Origin of the sequence: Aureimonas phyllosphaerae, from assembly GCF_900113065.1 — a bacterium.
GTDB lineage: Bacteria > Pseudomonadota > Alphaproteobacteria > Rhizobiales > Rhizobiaceae > Aureimonas > Aureimonas phyllosphaerae.
The window spans coordinates 25794-41629 of the sequence record NZ_FOOA01000009.1 but is presented as its reverse complement, the minus strand read 5'-3'; the positions used below and the strand labels follow the sequence as shown (position 1 = coordinate 41629).

Here is a 15836-nt window from a genome sequence, read left to right as displayed (position 1 = left end):
AGAGACCAGAAGGGCAGAGCCTCGATGAGCGCACCGGACACCGCAACGGTCGACCAGATGGTCGAAACCTCGATGCTGCACCAGGCGCGCCGCTTCGCCGAAAACTACGGCGGCCAGGGCCGCTTCTGGCAGCGTCCCTATGCCGAAACGCGCCCGCGCATCGCCTCGGCCGTCGCGCCCGTCTGGTTCACCGCCTATCCCGCCTCGATCGTCACGCGGCCGGGCGAGACGGTGCTGGCGACGCTCGGCGACCAGCAGCTCTGGTCGGCGCTCTCCTCGATCGGCGTGCGCGGCATCCATACCGGACCGACGAAGCGCGCCGGCGGCTGGCGCGATGGCCGCTACACGCCGACGATCGACGGCAACTTCGACCGCATCGGCTTCGACATCGACCCGTCCTTCGGCACGGCCGAGGAGTTCGTCGCGATCTCGCGCATGGCCGCCGCCCACAACGCGGTGGTGATCGACGACGTGATCCCGGCCCACACCGGCAAGGGCGTCGACTTCCGCCTCGCCGAGATGAACCACTCGTCCTATCCCGGCCTCTACCACATGGTGGCGATCCCGGAGGAGGACTGGGGCCTGCTCCCGGCGGTGCCGGAGGGGCGCGACGCGGTGAACCTGTCGCCGCCGACCGTCGATACCCTGCGCGAGAAGGGCTACATCGTCGGCCAGCTGCAGCGCGTCATCTTCTTCGAGCCGGGCGTCAAGGAAACCGACTGGAGCGCCACCGGCCCCGTCACCGGCGTCGACGGCGTGACGCGGCGCTGGGTCTATCTCCACTACTTCAAGGAGGGGCAGCCGAGCCTCAACTGGCTGGATCCGACCTTCGCCGCCCAGCAGATGATCATCGGCGACGCGCTCCATTCGATCGACCAGATGGGCGCGCGAGGCCTGCGCCTCGACGCCAACGGCTTCCTCGGCGTCGAGAAGCGGCTCGACGGCCCCGCCTGGTCGGAAAGCCATCCCCTGTCGGTCACCGGCAACGCGCTTCTCGCCGGCATGGTCCGCAAGGCCGGCGGCTTCTCGTTCCAGGAGTTGAACCTCACGGTCGACGACATCGCCTCGATGTCGAAGGGCGGCGCGGACCTCTCCTACGACTTCATCACGCGGCCGGCCTACCAGCACGCGCTCCTGACCGGCGACACCGAGTTCCTGCGCATGATGCTGCGCATGGTCCACGAGTTCGGCATCGACCCGGCCTCCTTGATCCACGCCATGCAGAACCACGACGAGCTGACCACCGAGCTCGTCCACTTCTGGACCCTCCATTCGGAGGACATCTACACGTTCGGCGGCCAGACCTGGCAGGGCCGCACGCTGCGCACCCGCATCCGCGAGACGATGTACGAGAAGCTGTCGGGCACCAACGCGCCGTATAACCTGCGCTTCGTCACCAACGGCATCGCCTGCACCTCGGCGAGCGTCGTCACAGCGGCGCTCGGGATCACCGATCTCTCGGCGATCACCGACGAGGACACGGCCGAGATCCAGCGCGGCCATCTCCTGATGGCCATGTACAACGCCTTCCAGCCGGGCATCTTCGCCCTGTCGGGCTGGGATCTCGTCGGCGCGCTGCCGCTGCCGCCCGAAGCCGTCGCCGAGCACATGCAGGACGGCGACACCCGCTGGATCGAGCGCGGCGCCTACGACCTCATCGGCCTCAACCCGGAGGCGCCGACGTCGGCCGAGGGCCTGCCGCGGGCGCGCGCGCTCTACGGCCCGATCAACGAGCAGCTCGGCCAGCCCGGCTCCTTCGCCTCGCAGCTGAAGCGACTGCTCGCCGTGCGCGAGGCCTACGGCATCGCCGCCAGCCGCCAGACGATGATCCCGGACGTGACGACGCCGGGCCTTCTCCTGATGGTGCACGAGCTGCCCGACGGGCGCGGCACGCAGGTCACCGCCCTCAATTTCGGCCGCGATCCGGTGGACGAGACCGTGATCCTGCCCAACGTGCGCTCCGGCCCGGTGGTCGACATGATCAACGAGACGATCGAGGGCGATCTCACCGAGAACGGCGAGCTGCGCATCGTGCTCGACCCATGGGAAGGCCTGTCGCTGCGCATCGTCGGCGCCCTGCCCGTCCTCTAACGGCTCCGGGCCCGCTCCGGCGGGCCCGTCGTCGCCTCAGGACCCGGTGACCGGGTCGAAGGACAGGAGGAACGAGGCGCCGCGCGGCACGCTCTCGACCGTCAGCTCGGCGTCGAGCTGGCGCACCAGGCTGAGGATCACGCGGATGCCGAAGCTCTTGCGCGCGGCCTCGAGGTCGAAGCTGTCGGGCAGGCCCCGCCCCCGGTCGCGCACGCGCACCATGGCGCGGCTGCCCTTCTGCCAGAGCGAGACCTCGACGACGCCGGGCTGGCCTTCGTCGTAGGCGTATTTCACCGCGTTGGTGACGAGCTCGTTGACGATGAGGCCGACGGGGATCGCCTTGTCGGCGCTGACCACCACCGCGTCGGCGCGGCACTGGATCTCGAGCCCCGCGGTCGCGAAGCCGAGTTGCGAGCAGAGGTCGTCGAGGAAGGTCGACAGGTCGACCTCGGTGACGCTCGCCCCCTTCCACAAGTGGTCGTGGACGCGCGCGATCGTCATGATCCGCGCTTCCGCGTCGACCAGCGCGGCCTTCGCCTTGGGGTCGGCGACGACGTTGGAGTTGACGCGCAGGAGGCCGGCAACGACGCCGAGGCTGTTCTTGACGCGATGGTTCATCTCGCGCGTCAGCATCCCTTGCGTCTCGATCGCCTCCTTGAGGTGCCGGTCGGTCTCGACCCGCTCGATCGCCGCGCCGAGGATGCGCGCGCAGCCCGACAGGAAATCGACGTCGGACGCGTCGAAGTCGCCGGCGTCGGGGCTGTCCACCTCCAGCACGCCGAACGCCCTTTGCTGGCGCCCGCCGCGATCGATCAGGACGTTCACCGCGCGCCGGATGCCGTAGTCGGCCAGAAGCTTGGGCGTGCGGAAGCGCGTCTCGTCGGTCAGGTGGTTCGAGAGGACGGATTCGCCGGTGTGGAAGGCGTAGCCGGCCGGCGATTCGAGATCGGCGCCGAGCGTCGCGACGCCCACCTCGCCCGGTCCCCAGCCCCAGCCGCCGCGCATCAGGAGGTCGTCTTCGGTGGGCCGATATTCGAGGATCTTGCAGTAGGGCGCTTCGAGACCGCGCGCGCACAGCTCCGTCACGCCCTGGAACAGGGCGGCCTGGTCCTGCGCCTGAAGCGTGAGGCGCGCGAACTCGGCCAGAAGCTTCTGCTGCTTCAGCCGATAGGCGAGCTCGTCGCGCCGCGCCGGGCCCTTGGCCTCTTCGATCTCCATTCGCGCTCCGTCCTGCCGGCCGATCCGGTCTTGCCCGGCACGACCCGCCCCTCGGCGGGAACGGTGCGCAGCCGTCTATTGATTCCAAGGGTGGCGCGCCCGGCGCGCAAGGCAACCGGGCGCCGCCCCATTCAGGCCGCGGCGACGAGACCCTTGTCTTCGAGGCTCTGCCACAGTTCGTTCGGGATCGCCTGCTCGAACCAGGCGACGTTCTGGCGGACCTGGTCGGCGGATTTCGCGCCGATCACCACGTTGCCGGTCGCCTTGTGGCGCATCGGGAACTGAATCGCGGCGGCCGGCAGGGCCACGCCGAACGCCTCGCATTCCGCCCGCAGGCGGTCGGCCTTCTCGATGATCTCGGCCGGCGCGTCGACATAGTTGAACTTCTTGCGCCCCGACGACGAGGCGAGGATGCCCGAATTGAAGACGCCGCCGACCACCAGCGAGACGTCCCGCTCGACGCATTTCGGCAGGAGCCTGTCGGCCGCCGAAGTGTCGAGCAGCGTGTAGCGCCCGGCCAGGAGGCAGACGTCGAGGTCGGTCTCCTCCATCGCGTCGAGGATCGCCTCGTTCTCGTTCACCCCGAGGCCGAACCCGGCGATGAGCTTGGCCGCCCGCAGCTCCTCCAGCGCCCGGAAGCCGCCGCCCTTGGTCAGTGCCCCCCAGTGGTGGTCGTGCATCTCGCCGTGGGTGACCCGGCCGATGTCGTGCACGAACAGGATGTCGAGCTTCGGGCAGCCGGTGCGCTGGCGCGAGTCGTCGTAGGAGCGCAGGATCGCGTCGTAGGAGTAGTCGAAGATCTCGCGGAACGAGAGGCCGCTGTTCCAGCCCGAATCGAACTCGTTCTTCGGCCCTTCGGGCGGCAGCTGGCGGCCGGGGCGGTCGAAGCTCATCAGGCGCCCGACCTTGGTGGAGATGACGTAGGAATCCGGCGCCTCCTCGCGCAGGAGCTCGCCCGTCAGGTGTTCGCAGCGCGTCAGGCCGTACATCGGCGCGGTGTCGAAATGGCGGATGCCGGCTTCCCAGGCCGCCTGCATGGCGGCGCGCGCGTCGGCGAGCGCCACCGGCGTGTAGAGCCCGCCGAGCGGCGCCGTGCCCATGCCGAGCGCCGTCACCTCGACCCCGGCCCGCTTCAGATGTCGCTTGTCAGATGCCTTCATGGTCCCCTCCCCTGGCGGCCCCCGCCGCCTCGATGCGGATTGTTCAGCGCCAGCGCAGCTTGGGATGCCGGTTGACGTCCTTGTAGAGCAGATACCGGAATGGGCCCGGCCCGCCGGCATAGCAGGCCTGCGGGCAGAAGGCGCGCAGCCACATGAAATCGCCCGCCTCGACCTCGACCCAGGTCTGGTTCAGGAGATAGACGCCCTTGCCCTGCAGCACGTAGAGACCGTGCTCCATGACGTGCGTCTCGGGAAACGGGATCACGCCGCCGGGCTGCAGCGTGACGATCGTCACATGCATGTCGTGGCGCAGATCGGCGGGGTCGACGAAGCGCGTCGTCGCCCACACGCCGCCGCACTCCGGCATCACCGACGGGGCGACCGCCGCGTCGCTCGAGAACACCGGATCGGGCGCGCCGAGACCGTCGACGGCTTCATAGGCCTTACGGATCCAGTGGAAGCGCGCAGGCACGCTGCCCCGGTTTCGCAAGCGCCAGGCCCGGCCGGCCGGCAGGAAGGCGAAGCCGCCCGTGGCAAGAGCATGCTCGGTGCCGTCGACGGTGACCGTCGCCTCGCCCTCGGTGACGAAGAGCGCACCTTCGGCTCCGGCGTCCGGCTCCGGCCGGTCGCTGCCGCCGCCCGGCTGCACTTCCATGACATATTGCGAGAAGGTCTCGGCGAAGCCCGACAAGGGCCGGGCGATGATCCAGGCGCGCGTGCCCTCCCAGAACGGCAGGGCGCTCGCCGTGATGTCGGCCATCGTGCCGCCGGGGATCACGGCATAGGCGTCGGTAAAGACGGCGCTTTGGCGTGTCAGCTGGGTCTGCGGCGGCAGCCCGCCGCGCACGGCGTGATAGGTGCGGTTGTCGGACGTCATGACGGGCGCCTCCTCAGGCGGGCTGCGGCACGCCGGCCGTCTCGACCTTGTCCTTGCGCTCCTCCGGGCTCGCCGACAGGCGGGCGTGCCAGACGGCGGCGGCGCGGATCACCGGCTCGGGATCGGTCTCGAAGGGCGTGTCGAAGATCGACAATTTGTGCGCCTTTTCGCCGAGGCCGGGATCGCCCGTCAGCGAGATGAAGAAGGGCGCGAGGAAGAGCGGGATCGCGATCGGGCAGACCCAGAGGAAGAGCTGCAGCGAATAGACGTAGGCGACGGTGCCGAGAACGGCGCCCGCGATCATCATCCACCAGCTGGCCGCAAACGCCGCCGACAGGGGCAGGCCCTCGTCCTCGCGCTCGGTCGCCGGCCAGCCGCTGTCGCGCGCCATCAGGATCTCGGCGACCGCCTTCGACTGGAACAGCATCATGATCGGGGCGAGCGCGCTGGTCAGGATCAGCTCGCAGGTGGCCCCGAGCAGCACCGCCCAGCCGCCGCCGAAGCGCGAGGCGCGGCGCGACATCGCCGTGTGGAAGGCGATCAGGGTCTTGGGCAGGAGGAGCAGCAGAAAGATGCCGAGGAGGAGGAGCAGCGCCTTGCCGGTCTCGGGCGTCGGGAAGACCGGGAACAGGCTGTCGGCGGGGAAGTAGTTCGGCGCCGGCGCCAGAACCGGATCGAGCATCGAGGCGATCAGGAACAGGAGCCAGATCGGCGAGGCCGCATAGGCCATGATGCCGGACACCATCGACACCTTGCTCCAGAGTTTCAGGTTCGGCGCGCCGAGAAGCCGCCCGTGCTGGAGGTTGCCCTGGCACCAGCGCCGGTCGCGCTTGGCGTATTCGATGATGTTGGCGGGCGCTTCCTCGAAGGAGCCTTCGAGGTCGGGGTCGAGACGCACCTTCCAGCCGGAGCGCGACAGGAGCGCGGCTTCGACGAAGTCGTGGGAGAGGATCAGGCCGCCGAAGGGCGGGGTGCCCGAGAGCTTGGGCATGCCGCAGCAGTCGGCGAAGGCACGGGTGCGGATGATGGTATTGTGGCCCCAGAACGGACCCTCGCGCCCTTGGAGGGCGGCGATGCCGCGCGAGAAGATCGGCGAGTAGAGCGCGGCCGAGAACTGCAGCGCGCGTCCGAACAGCGTCTTGCGGCCGATGATCAGCGGCTGGGTCTGGAGCAGCGCGAGCTCGGGGTCGGCGTCCATACGCGCCACCATCTCGACCAGCGTCTCCGGCCGCATCAGGCTGTCGGCATCCAACGCGATCATGTACTCGTAGGCGCCGCCGTAATTGGTGACGTAGTCCTCGATGTTGCCGGCCTTGCGGTTCGTGTTCTTGACGCGGTTGCGGTAGAAGAGGATCGAGCCGGTCTCGAGCTCGCCCGCAAGCTTCAGGATCGTGCGCTTCTCGTCGGCGACGCATTCCGGCTTGGTCGAATCCGACAGGACGAAGAACACGAAATTGTCCATCCGGCGGATGAAGCGCAGCCCCTCGATCATCGCGGCGACCCGCGCCATCACGGCGCCGGCGTCCTCGTTGTAGACCGGCACGAGGATCGCGGTCTTGTGCTGCGAGGCGGGCGGCAGGCCGGTGCGGCGCTCGCGCTTGCGCGTCCGGCCGAACAGGATGCCCGTCACCGCCGTATTGAAGCCCCAGGCGAGCCAGACGCAGCAGATCGCGAGCAGCACGATCTGGATGACATGGAGCCAGGTCGTGCCGTTGGCGGTGATGACCACCGCAAAAAGGACGCCGGCCAGCGCCGCCAGCACAAGGGCGGTGAGCGCGAAGAGGAGTCTGCCCAAAGCCATCTCAAGTTCCGATTCTGGCGCGGATGTACGCCGACGCTTCAGTCGCAGCGCGTGCGCCGCGTCATAGCGCTTGCTGCCTCGCTTGTCATCGCGTCGTGAATGTGGCGCGGACGCGGGCAAAGCCGAGTCCCGGCTCTTTGGCCGTCGCATCGTGGAGGCGTCGGTGCCGGCGATCTCGAAAGCGGGTTGCTCCCGGCAAATGTAATGTTATATCACTCGCATCGCCTCAAGCCGTCGCGTGATCCATGCCGCCCATCGCCTCCCGCACCCCGTCCGTCCTGCGGCGCTCAGCCTTCGAGCGGCTTGCCGTCGCGTTTTTGGCAACGCTGGTTCTCTGGGGCGTCGTTGCCTGGGCGGTCGCGGCGTGAAGGCGAACGTTTCGGCCGTCGCGCCCTCCGTCGAACTCAGCGACCTGACGCTCGCCTACCGGCGGCGCCCGGCCGTGCGCGGCCTGTCGGGCCGCTTCGCGCCGGGTTCGATGACGGCCGTCGTCGGTCCGAACGGGGCGGGCAAGTCGACCCTTCTCAAGGGCATCATGGGTTCGGTTCGCGCCGCCGGCGGCAAGGTGCGGGTGGACGGCGTCCGCCGCCGCGACATCGGCTACCTCCCGCAGGTCGGCGATCTCGACCGAACCTTCCCGATCAGCGTCCTCGACCTCGTCTCGCTTGGCCTCTGGCGGCGCACCGGCCCGTTCGGGCGCGTCGGCCGCGACCTCACGGGCGAGGTGGAGGCGGCGATCGCCGCCGTCGGCCTCGAAGGGCTGGAGGACCGGCTGATCGGCACCATGTCGGGCGGCCAGCTGCAGCGCGCGCTCTTCGCACGCCTTCTCCTCCAGAACGCCCGCCTCCTCCTTCTCGACGAGCCCTTCACCGCGATCGACGCGCGTACGACGCGCGATCTCATGGACCTCGTGAAGCGCTGGAACGGCGAGGGGCGGACCGTGATCGCGGTCCTCCACGACATGGACCTCGTGCGCGAATACTTCCCCGAGACGCTGCTGCTCGCGCGCGAGCGCGTCGCCTGGAGCCCGACGGGCGACGCGCTGGCCCACGCCAACCTCGCGCGGGCCCAAGCGCTCAGCGAAGGTCTGGACACGCAGGCCGACGCTCTTCGGAGCCGCGCGGCATGAGCCTCTACGACCTCGCGCTCGCCCCCTTCGCCGACTACGCCTTCATGCGCCGCGCGCTCGCCGGGTGCCTCGCGCTGTGCCTCGGCGCCTGCCCGCTCGGCGTGATCCTCGTGCTGCGACGCATGAGCCTCGTCGGCGACGCGATGGCGCACGCCATCCTGCCGGGCGCGGCGGTCGGCTTCCTCGTCGCCGGCTTCTCGCTCTTCGCCATGACGCTCGGCGGCATCCTGACGGGCCTCACCGTGGCCTTTCTCGCCGGTCTCGTGTCGCGCTACACGACCTTGCGCGAGGACGCGAGCTTTGCCGCCTTCTACCTGTTCTCGCTGGGGCTCGGCGTCCTCCTCGTCTCGGTGCGCGGCTCCAACATCGACCTCCTCCACGTCCTCTTCGGCACCGTGCTCGGGCTCGACGACGCCGCACTCTTCCTGATGGCCTCGATCGCCTCGCTCACCATGCTGGCGCTCGCCGCGATCTACCGGCCGCTGGTCGTGGAATGCCTCGATCCCGGCTTCTTGCGCGCGGTCGGCGGATGGGGGGGCGTCGTCCATATGGGCTTCGTGGCGCTCGTGGTCCTCAATCTCGTCGGCGGCTTTCAGGCGCTCGGCACCTTGATGGTGGTCGGCATCATGATGCTGCCGGCGACCGCCGCGCGGTTCTGGGCCGAATCGGTGCCGGGCCAGATGATGGTCGCGATCCTCGTCGGCCTCCTGTCCTCCGTCGCCGGCCTCCTCGCCTCCTATCATCTCAGCCTTCCCGCCTCGCCGGCGATCATCCTGTCGGCGAGCGCCCTCTACGCCCTGTCGGTTCTCGTCGGGCGCATCGACAGCCTCGCCGCCCGCGCCCTCCGGGGCGGACTGGTGGCGGGCTGACCCCCTCCAACCGGAGACTCTCCCATGATCCATCGCCGTCTGTTTCTCGGTCTTGCCGCCGGTGCCGCCACCCTCCTGTCGCTCGGCATCGCCCAGGCGCAGGAGCCCCTGCCCGTCGTCGCCTCGTTCTCGATCCTCGGCGACATGACGAGCCGCATCGGCGGCGACCACGTCGCCGTCACCACCCTCGTCGGTCCGGGCGGCGACGCCCATGTGTTCGAGCCGACGCCGGCCGACGCGCGCGCGCTGGGACGCGCGAAGCTCCTCGTCACCAACGGCCTGCAGTTCGAGGGCTGGCTGCCGCGCCTCGTCGCGACGTCCGGCTTCACCGGCAGGACCGCCGTGGCGGCCACGGGCGTGACCCCGATCGCGTTTTCCGAGGAGGAGCACGAAGGTCACGACGACCACGACCATGACCATGCCGGCCACGGCCACGGCCCGAACGACCCGCACGCCTGGCAGGACCTTTCCAACGGCCAGATCTACGCCCGCAACATCGTCGAGGCCCTGAAGGCCGCCGACCCCGCCAATGCCGGCGACTACGAGGCGAACGGCGCGGCCTATATCGCCGAGATGAAGGCGCTCGATACGCAGATCCGCGCCGAGCTCGACGACGTGCCGGCCGAGGCGCGCAAGGTCGTCACCTCGCACGACGCCTTCGGCTATTTCGGCAAGGCTTACGACATCGCCTTCATCGCGCCGAACGGCGTGTCGACGGAGGCCGAGGCCTCGGCGGCCGACGTCGCGCGCATCATCGACCAGATCCGCGACGAGAAGATCCGGGCCGTGTTCGTCGAGACCATCTCGGACCCGCGCCTCATCGAGCGGATCGCGGCCGAGACCGGCGCCGAGATCGGCGGGTCGCTCTTTTCCGACAGCCTGTCGGCGGCGGACGGCCCGGCCCCGACCTATCTCGACATGTTCCGCCACAACGCCGGCGAACTCGCCAAGGCGCTGAAGACAAGTTGAGCCGAGACGATCGGCACCCTTTCGCCGGGTGCCGATCGCCGCCATATCAGGGGCGGGACGCGCGGGTTGCGCACAGTCTTGCGGGAGACCATCGAGCGTGAGCCACGACCATCACCACTCTCATACGGCCGGCGCCGAGAAGGCGCTGACGCGCAACCAGAAGCTCGTCTTCGACATCCTGGAGCAGGCGGACGGGCCGCTCAGCGCCTACTCCATCCTCGACGCGCTGCGCGAGGAGGGGCTGCGCGCGCCGCCCCAAGTCTACCGCGCGCTGGAGAAGCTTCTGGAGACCGGGCTCGTGCACCGGCTGGAGAGCCTCAACGCCTTCGTCGCCTGCGCCCATCCCCACGCCTGCGCCCATGCCCTCACGGCCTTCGCGATCTGCGAGAAATGCGGCGCGGTGACCGAGTTCGCCGATGCCGCGGTCGAGGCACGCCTCGCCGGCTGGGCCGGCGAGCGCGGCTTCGTCCCGAAGCGTACGACGGTCGAGATCAAGGGCCTGTGCGCCGCCTGCGCCTGAGGCGGGAACCATGACGGCCGGACGGCACTTGGCGTCCTCGAACGCGATCAGAGGTCGTCCATGAGCCGAGTTCCCGGCGCGAGCCCCATCACCCCCGACATCGAGGAGATCCGCCGCCGCGGCGACGACGAGGATCGGCCGCTGCCCGGCGAGGAGGCCGGGACGGTGCCCGAGCCGGCCCCCGTCGAGGAGGGCGGTCGCGAGCCGGACACACGGCGCGACTGACGATCCATCATCTGGGCGTCACCGCTTCGTCGTGCGGCTGTCATGCTTTTGGGTTGGTTTCCCGGCCGTCCGGCCAACAGGAAACCGACACCGATGAAGACGCTTTTCACCGCGAGCCTCGCGCTCCTCGCCCTCGGCACCGCCGCCCACGCGCAGGCTCAGGACGCCGAAGGTCGGGCCTTTCCGGCGACCCTGTCCGCGCAGGCCGTCCTGCCCGCCGATACGCAGGTCGCCGCCCCCGCCGACGCCCCCGCGCACCTTCGCCAGGCCGGCAAGTTCACGACGCCCGACCGCCGCCGCGCGGACGCCCTCGGCACCGTGCCCGGCAAGGACGGCGTACGCCCGACCGGCGTCTTGCTGCCGCTCGGGGGTCAGGCCGTGCAGGGCTTCTCCGGCATCCGCCGGATTGACGACGGCACGTTCTGGACGCTCTCCGACAACGGGTTCGGCTCCAAGGCGAACTCGAGCGACGCCATGCTGATGCTGCACCACATCGCGATCGACTGGGACATGGGCACCGTCGACCGCCGCGAGACGGTGTTCCTGTCCGATCCCGATCGCAAGGCGCCCTTCCCGATCGCGATGGAGGGGTCCGACAAGCGCTATCTGACGGGCGCCGACTTCGACGTCGAATCGATCCAACCGGTCGCGGATGGGTTCTTCGTCGGCGAGGAATTCGGACCCTGGCTCCTCGAGTTCGATCGCGAGGGCCGGCTCCAGAGCGTCCACGAGACGCGGGTCGGCGAGACCAAGGTCGTGTCGCCCGACAACCCGGTGCTGCAGTTGCCGGCCGATCCGTCCAAGCCGATGCCGGCCTTCAACCTCAAGCGCTCCGGCGGCTTCGAGGGCCTCGCCCGCTCGCCCGACGGCGCGCAACTCTATGCGCTCCTGGAAGGCCCGCTCTACACCGACGGCAAGGTCGAGACCGTCGCGGACGGGCGGACCGGTCTTCGCGTCATCGAGTTCGACACGGCGAAGGGGGACTGGACCGGCCGTTCCTGGATCTATCCGCTTGCCCAAGACGGCGTGGCGATCGGCGACTTCAACATGCTGGACGCGACCACCGCCCTCGTGATCGAGCGCGACAACGGTGCGGGCCGCGCCGCGCAAGGCTGCACGGGCGAGCCGAAGCCGGACTGCTTCGCAACGCCCGCCAAGCTCAAGCGCATCTACAAGATCGAGATGAGCGACGCCAATGTCGGCCAGCCGGTGCGCAAGGTCGGCTATCTCGACCTGATGGATGTGAAGGACCCGGACGGAAAGGCACGCCAGGGCACGGAGAATGGCGTCTACGACATGCCCTTCGTGACGATCGAGAACGTCGACCGGGTGGACGACAGGCATATCGTCGTCGCCAACGACAACAACTTCCCCTATTCCGCCGGCCGCGCCCTCGACCGCGCCGACGACAACGAGTTCGTGCTGATCGAGGCGGGCGAGTTTTTGAACGCCCGTTGAGACCAACGAAAAGGGCTCCCGGACCAGACGGTCCGGGAGCCCTTTCTCCCATCCGGGAACCGCCGCCCGGAGGCGACGGCCCCGTCAGGGTCCCCGTTCTTAGCTGCGGAAAAGCGACAGGACGTTCTGCGCCGACTGGTTGGCGATCGACAGGGCCTGCACGCCGAGCTGCTGCTTGACCTGCAGAGCCTGGAGCTTCGTGGACTCCTCGTTCATGTCCGCGTCGACGAGGCCCGAGACGCCCTTGTCGATCGTGTCCATCAGGTTCTGCACGAACGTCTTCTGAAGATCGATGCGCGCCGTGACGCTGCCCAGCGTAGAAGCAGCAGACGTGATCGCCTTTGCAGCCGCGTTCACGGTGCTGATCAGGGTAGCCAGATCAGCCTTCGAAGAACTGGTGATGTCGTAAGACGTCAGGTCAGCTCCCTTGCTGGCGTTGACGTTCGAGATGGCAATCGACGAAGCACCACCCTGCAGCGTGATCGTGGAGCCGGTCAGATCGACCACCACATTCGAGAGACCCGCAACGCTGACAGCCTTGGCGAGGATCGTCTTGAAATCGCCGGCCGTCGTGATCTTACCGTCCTTGGTGCCGAGCACCGAAGAGACAAGATCCTTCGTGATGTTCACCCGCGTCGCAGCACCGCCATCCACGGTGATGTCGAACGAGAACACGTCGTTGTTGTCGAGCGTCAGGCTGTTGGCCGAAGCGAACGCCGCGCCTGCCGTCACCTTGGCATTGACACCATCCGTGCCGGTGGCACCAGCCGTCGTGATGGCGGCTCCGCCGATCGTCAGGCTGGTGAACTCCATCTTGCTGTTGGCGCCGGTCGTGCGGGAGGTGAAGGTCAGGCTGTCGCTGGGCGTACCGGCAACAGGATAATCGACCGTTCCGAGCGCTGCGAAACCGGAGTCCGCCGTCAGCTTGTTCTTGATGGCCGTGGCGATTTCGGTCGCGGTCGCAGCACCAGCGGTGAAGGTCTCTCCGGTCAGCGTGCCAGTGAAGGTCTTCGTCACGCCGTCGATCTTGACGACAACCGAGTACGCATCTGCTGCCACCGTGGCAGCACGCGCGGTGATGGCACCGGTGTTATCGGTTCCTGAGGTCGCAGAGCCAGCGCCAGTGGTCGGGCTCGTAGCGGCAGAGATACCGCCCGTGCCGGTGTTGCCGGTCGCGCCGCCGTCCAGAATGCCTTCCTTGCTGACGCCGTTGTTGATCAGCACCATCGACGACGTGTCGATGCTGATCGTGCCGATCGAAACGGCACCGCTCGCGTCACGGGTATAGGAAGACACGACCTGCTTGGTCGCACTGTAGTTCGACGAGGTGGAGTCGACAGACAGCCAATTCTCGCCAGAGAACGTGGCCGAGCTCGCGATCGACTTGAGCTGCTTCTGAAGCTCGGCCAGTTCGGCCTGAACGGCCGGCTTGTCCACGCCGTCCTGGGTAGCCGCCGTCAGCTTCGACTTCATCTCGTTGAGAACATCGAGCGCTGCATTCATCGCCTGGTAGGCGACGTCAACCGTGGCCGATCCGAGACCAAGGGCATCCTTGACCGTCGACAACGATTTGTTGTCCGACTTCATGGTCGTCGAAATCGACCAATAGGCAGCGTTGTCCTTGGCCTCACCGATCTTCAGACCGGTCGAGATGTGGTTCTGAGTGTTGTTGAGCGACGTATTTGTCGACTGAAGGGTACGCAGCGCGGAAGTAGCAGCGGCGTTGAAGTTGATCGAGGTCATGTGAAGTTGTCCCGTAAAAACAAACTGTTGGGACATGACGGTCGGGACCGTCGGGCAACATCGGCATCATGCCTGGCGGGAGGGGCGCTTGGGCCGGCTCGTTCGCTGCTGCAGGTCCTGTTCTAGCCGTCGAGATTGAACAAAGGTATAACGGCGGAGATTTTCGGATCGAGGCATCGCCCCTCCCTGCGGGTTGGCGCGGGCGGGTGCCCCTCCATCTTCGGACGGGGGACCAAGGACTGGCACGGAGCGGGGCCGCGTGATGACGAAACCGGACGAGGCCGGAGCGGGCGGCGGCGCGTTCCTGCGCGAGAGCGAGACGTGCTGGCGCATCGCGCGCGCCGAGCGCTTCTCGATGATCGTGGATGCCGCCGATTTCTTCTACCACGCCAAGCAGGCGATGCTGGCCGCGCGTCACTCGATTCTCCTCGTCGGCTGGGACTTCGACGCGCGCATCGAGATCGAGCCCGAGCGCCAGACGCTGGACGGGCCGAACCGGATCGGACCGCTCCTCGACTGGCTGGCCGAGCGCAGTCCCGATCTGGACGTGCGCATCCTGAAATGGGACCTCGGCCTCCTCAATTCGCTGGCACGCAGCGAGACGCCGGTCTTCATGCTGAACTGGATGATGGGCGGTCGCGTGCGCCTCAAGCTCGACGGCGCCCATCCCCCGCTCGGCGCCCATCACATGAAGCTCCTCGTGGTGGACGAGACGATCGCCTTCTGCGGCGGCATCGACATGACCACCGGGCGCTGGGACACGCGCGAGCACGAGGAGAACCGCCCCGGACGACGCTCGCCGCGCGGCGCGCCGCTCGGCCCCTGGCACGATGCGACGAGCTGCGTCACCGGACCAGCCGCCCAAGCCCTTGCCGAGCTGGCGCGCGATCGGTGGACGCAGGCCACCGGCGAAACCCTGTCGCAGCTGGCCGGCGCGCATGCGATCTGGCCGGAGGGGCTCGCCGTCGATCTCGAGGCCGTCCGCATCGGGATCGCGCGCACCGCGCCCGAATACGGCACACGGCCGCAGGTCGCCGAGATCGAGCGGGCGACGCTCGCCGCGATCGGCGCCGCGCGCGACAATCTCTATATCGAGAGCCAGTACTTCGCCTCGCGCAAGATCGCGCTCGCGATCGCCGAGCGCCTCGCCGAGCCGCACGGGCCCGACATCGTCGTGATCAACCCGGACACGGCCGACGGCTGGTTGGAGGCAAAGGCGATGGACACGGCGCGCATCAGCCTTCTGCGCCTCCTGAAGCGCGCCGACCGCTTCGACCGGTTCCGCATCCGCTTTCCCGTGAACGAGGCGGGCTCGGCGATCTACGTCCATGCCAAGGTCATGGTGGTGGACGACCGCCTCCTGAAGCTCGGCTCGGCCAACCTCAACAACCGGTCCATGGGCTACGACACCGAATGCGACCTCCTCATCGAGGCTGGCAGCGGCGACGAGGGGACGCGCCGCATGATTCTCGCCAAGCGCGACGGGCTGCTTGCCGAGCATCTCGGCGTCTCGCCGCAGACGCTGCGCGAGGCGCTGGAGCGTCATCGCGGGCGGCTCGCGCGCGTCGTCGACGAACTCGGCGAAGCGCGGCTGAAGCCGTTGCCGATGCGCCCCCTCACCGCCGCCGAGGAGGCGCTGGCCGAATCCGACGTGGCCGATCCCGAGCGTCCGGTCGGCTGGCGCGACAAGCTGGCCTCGCTCGCGCGACGCCGGTGAGGACGCGTCTTTCGCAACGCAGCATGACGCACGCTTGCGCCGGACGGCGGTTCTGGCGT

General features: G+C 68.5%; 14 protein-coding genes. 9 read left to right on the top strand and 5 right to left on the bottom strand.

The features are described from left to right. Nucleotides 1-24 precede the first annotated feature (24 nt). Nucleotides 25-2091, top strand: a complete 2067-nt coding sequence (gene treS, locus BM175_RS12380) for a maltose alpha-D-glucosyltransferase (protein ID WP_090963487.1) — start codon at nucleotides 25-27, stop codon at nucleotides 2089-2091. Nucleotides 2092-2127: 36 nt separating this feature from the next. Here the strand turns inward: treS and BM175_RS12375 are convergent, their stop codons facing one another. The 4 genes from BM175_RS12375 to mdoH form a co-directional block, all read right to left on the bottom strand. Next, nucleotides 2128-3309, bottom strand: coding sequence for a sensor histidine kinase (locus tag BM175_RS12375; protein ID WP_090963485.1), 1182 nt, complete (start codon nucleotides 3307-3309; stop codon nucleotides 2128-2130). 131 nt (nucleotides 3310-3440) lie between these two features. Beyond that, nucleotides 3441-4469: an aldo/keto reductase gene (locus BM175_RS12370; RefSeq protein ID WP_090963483.1), complete on the bottom strand. Its 1029-nt coding sequence runs from the start codon at nucleotides 4467-4469 to the stop codon at nucleotides 3441-3443. Nucleotides 4470-4512: 43 nt separating this feature from the next. Then, nucleotides 4513-5346, bottom strand: coding sequence for a bifunctional allantoicase/(S)-ureidoglycine aminohydrolase (locus BM175_RS12365; RefSeq protein ID WP_090963481.1), 834 nt, complete (start codon nucleotides 5344-5346; stop codon nucleotides 4513-4515). Between the two features lie 13 nt (nucleotides 5347-5359). Continuing rightward, entirely contained in the window at nucleotides 5360-7297 is a 1938-nt protein-coding gene (gene mdoH, locus BM175_RS12360; RefSeq protein ID WP_090963478.1) for a glucans biosynthesis glucosyltransferase MdoH, read from the bottom strand. Nucleotides 7298-7392: 95 nt separating this feature from the next. On the opposite strand from mdoH, the gene BM175_RS23235 reads away from it, so the two are divergent. The 7 genes from BM175_RS23235 to BM175_RS12335 all read left to right on the top strand — a co-directional run bounded on the left by BM175_RS23235 (nucleotide 7393) and on the right by BM175_RS12335 (nucleotide 12317). Continuing rightward, the gene (locus BM175_RS23235) at nucleotides 7393-7515 is read left to right on the top strand and encodes a hypothetical protein (RefSeq protein ID WP_280141110.1); all 123 of its coding nucleotides are present in this window, start codon (nucleotides 7393-7395) and stop codon (nucleotides 7513-7515) included. Further along, nucleotides 7512-8276 carry a metal ABC transporter ATP-binding protein gene (locus tag BM175_RS12355; RefSeq protein ID WP_090963476.1) on the top strand — a complete coding sequence of 255 codons (765 nt, stop codon included), beginning with the start codon at nucleotides 7512-7514 and terminating at the stop codon, nucleotides 8274-8276. Before BM175_RS23235 ends, BM175_RS12355 begins: the two co-directional genes overlap by 4 nt. Then, nucleotides 8273-9145: a metal ABC transporter permease gene (locus tag BM175_RS12350; RefSeq protein WP_090963474.1), complete on the top strand. Its 873-nt coding sequence runs from the start codon at nucleotides 8273-8275 to the stop codon at nucleotides 9143-9145. Before BM175_RS12355 ends, BM175_RS12350 begins: the two co-directional genes overlap by 4 nt. A gap of 24 nt (nucleotides 9146-9169) precedes the next feature. Then, nucleotides 9170-10114: a metal ABC transporter substrate-binding protein gene (locus BM175_RS12345; protein ID WP_090963472.1), complete on the top strand. Its 945-nt coding sequence runs from the start codon at nucleotides 9170-9172 to the stop codon at nucleotides 10112-10114. A 97-nt stretch (nucleotides 10115-10211) separates the two neighbouring features. Beyond that, nucleotides 10212-10634, top strand: coding sequence for a Fur family transcriptional regulator (locus BM175_RS12340; RefSeq protein ID WP_090963470.1), 423 nt, complete (start codon nucleotides 10212-10214; stop codon nucleotides 10632-10634). A gap of 60 nt (nucleotides 10635-10694) precedes the next feature. Further along, on the top strand, nucleotides 10695-10859 hold the full coding sequence (locus BM175_RS22725) for a hypothetical protein (protein WP_175526848.1): 165 nt from the start codon (nucleotides 10695-10697) through the stop codon (nucleotides 10857-10859). A 93-nt stretch (nucleotides 10860-10952) separates the two neighbouring features. Further along, nucleotides 10953-12317 (top strand): esterase-like activity of phytase family protein, encoded by a 1365-nt coding sequence (locus BM175_RS12335; protein ID WP_090963468.1) that lies wholly within the window; start codon nucleotides 10953-10955, stop codon nucleotides 12315-12317. A gap of 99 nt (nucleotides 12318-12416) precedes the next feature. Here the strand turns inward: BM175_RS12335 and BM175_RS12330 are convergent, their stop codons facing one another. Continuing rightward, nucleotides 12417-14060 (bottom strand): flagellin N-terminal helical domain-containing protein, encoded by a 1644-nt coding sequence (locus BM175_RS12330; RefSeq protein WP_175526847.1) that lies wholly within the window; start codon nucleotides 14058-14060, stop codon nucleotides 12417-12419. Between the two features lie 262 nt (nucleotides 14061-14322). On the opposite strand from BM175_RS12330, the gene BM175_RS12325 reads away from it, so the two are divergent. After that, nucleotides 14323-15777 (top strand): phospholipase D-like domain-containing protein, encoded by a 1455-nt coding sequence (locus BM175_RS12325; protein ID WP_090963465.1) that lies wholly within the window; start codon nucleotides 14323-14325, stop codon nucleotides 15775-15777. Nucleotides 15778-15836: the final 59 nt, after the last annotated feature.

What these genes read in the sequence shown, in the direction of transcription:
- treS (WP_090963487.1), top strand. Translation starts at nt 25, where the DNA reads ATGAGCGCACCGGACACCGCAACGGTCGACCAGATGGTCGAAACCTCG.
- BM175_RS12375 (WP_090963485.1), bottom strand. Translation starts at nt 3,309, where the DNA reads ATGGAGATCGAAGAGGCCAAGGGCCCGGCGCGGCGCGACGAGCTCGCC.
- BM175_RS12370 (WP_090963483.1), bottom strand. Translation starts at nt 4,469, where the DNA reads ATGAAGGCATCTGACAAGCGACATCTGAAGCGGGCCGGGGTCGAGGTG.
- BM175_RS12365 (WP_090963481.1), bottom strand. Translation starts at nt 5,346, where the DNA reads ATGACGTCCGACAACCGCACCTATCACGCCGTGCGCGGCGGGCTGCCG.
- mdoH (WP_090963478.1), bottom strand. Translation starts at nt 7,297, where the DNA reads ATGCGACGGCCAAAGAGCCGGGACTCGGCTTTGCCCGCGTCCGCGCCA.
- BM175_RS23235 (WP_280141110.1), top strand. Translation starts at nt 7,393, where the DNA reads ATGCCGCCCATCGCCTCCCGCACCCCGTCCGTCCTGCGGCGCTCAGCC.
- BM175_RS12350 (WP_090963474.1), top strand. Translation starts at nt 8,273, where the DNA reads ATGAGCCTCTACGACCTCGCGCTCGCCCCCTTCGCCGACTACGCCTTC.
- BM175_RS12345 (WP_090963472.1), top strand. Translation starts at nt 9,170, where the DNA reads ATGATCCATCGCCGTCTGTTTCTCGGTCTTGCCGCCGGTGCCGCCACC.
- BM175_RS22725 (WP_175526848.1), top strand. Translation starts at nt 10,695, where the DNA reads ATGAGCCGAGTTCCCGGCGCGAGCCCCATCACCCCCGACATCGAGGAG.
- BM175_RS12335 (WP_090963468.1), top strand. Translation starts at nt 10,953, where the DNA reads ATGAAGACGCTTTTCACCGCGAGCCTCGCGCTCCTCGCCCTCGGCACC.
- BM175_RS12330 (WP_175526847.1), bottom strand. Translation starts at nt 14,060, where the DNA reads ATGACCTCGATCAACTTCAACGCCGCTGCTACTTCCGCGCTGCGTACC.
- BM175_RS12325 (WP_090963465.1), top strand. Translation starts at nt 14,323, where the DNA reads ATGACGAAACCGGACGAGGCCGGAGCGGGCGGCGGCGCGTTCCTGCGC.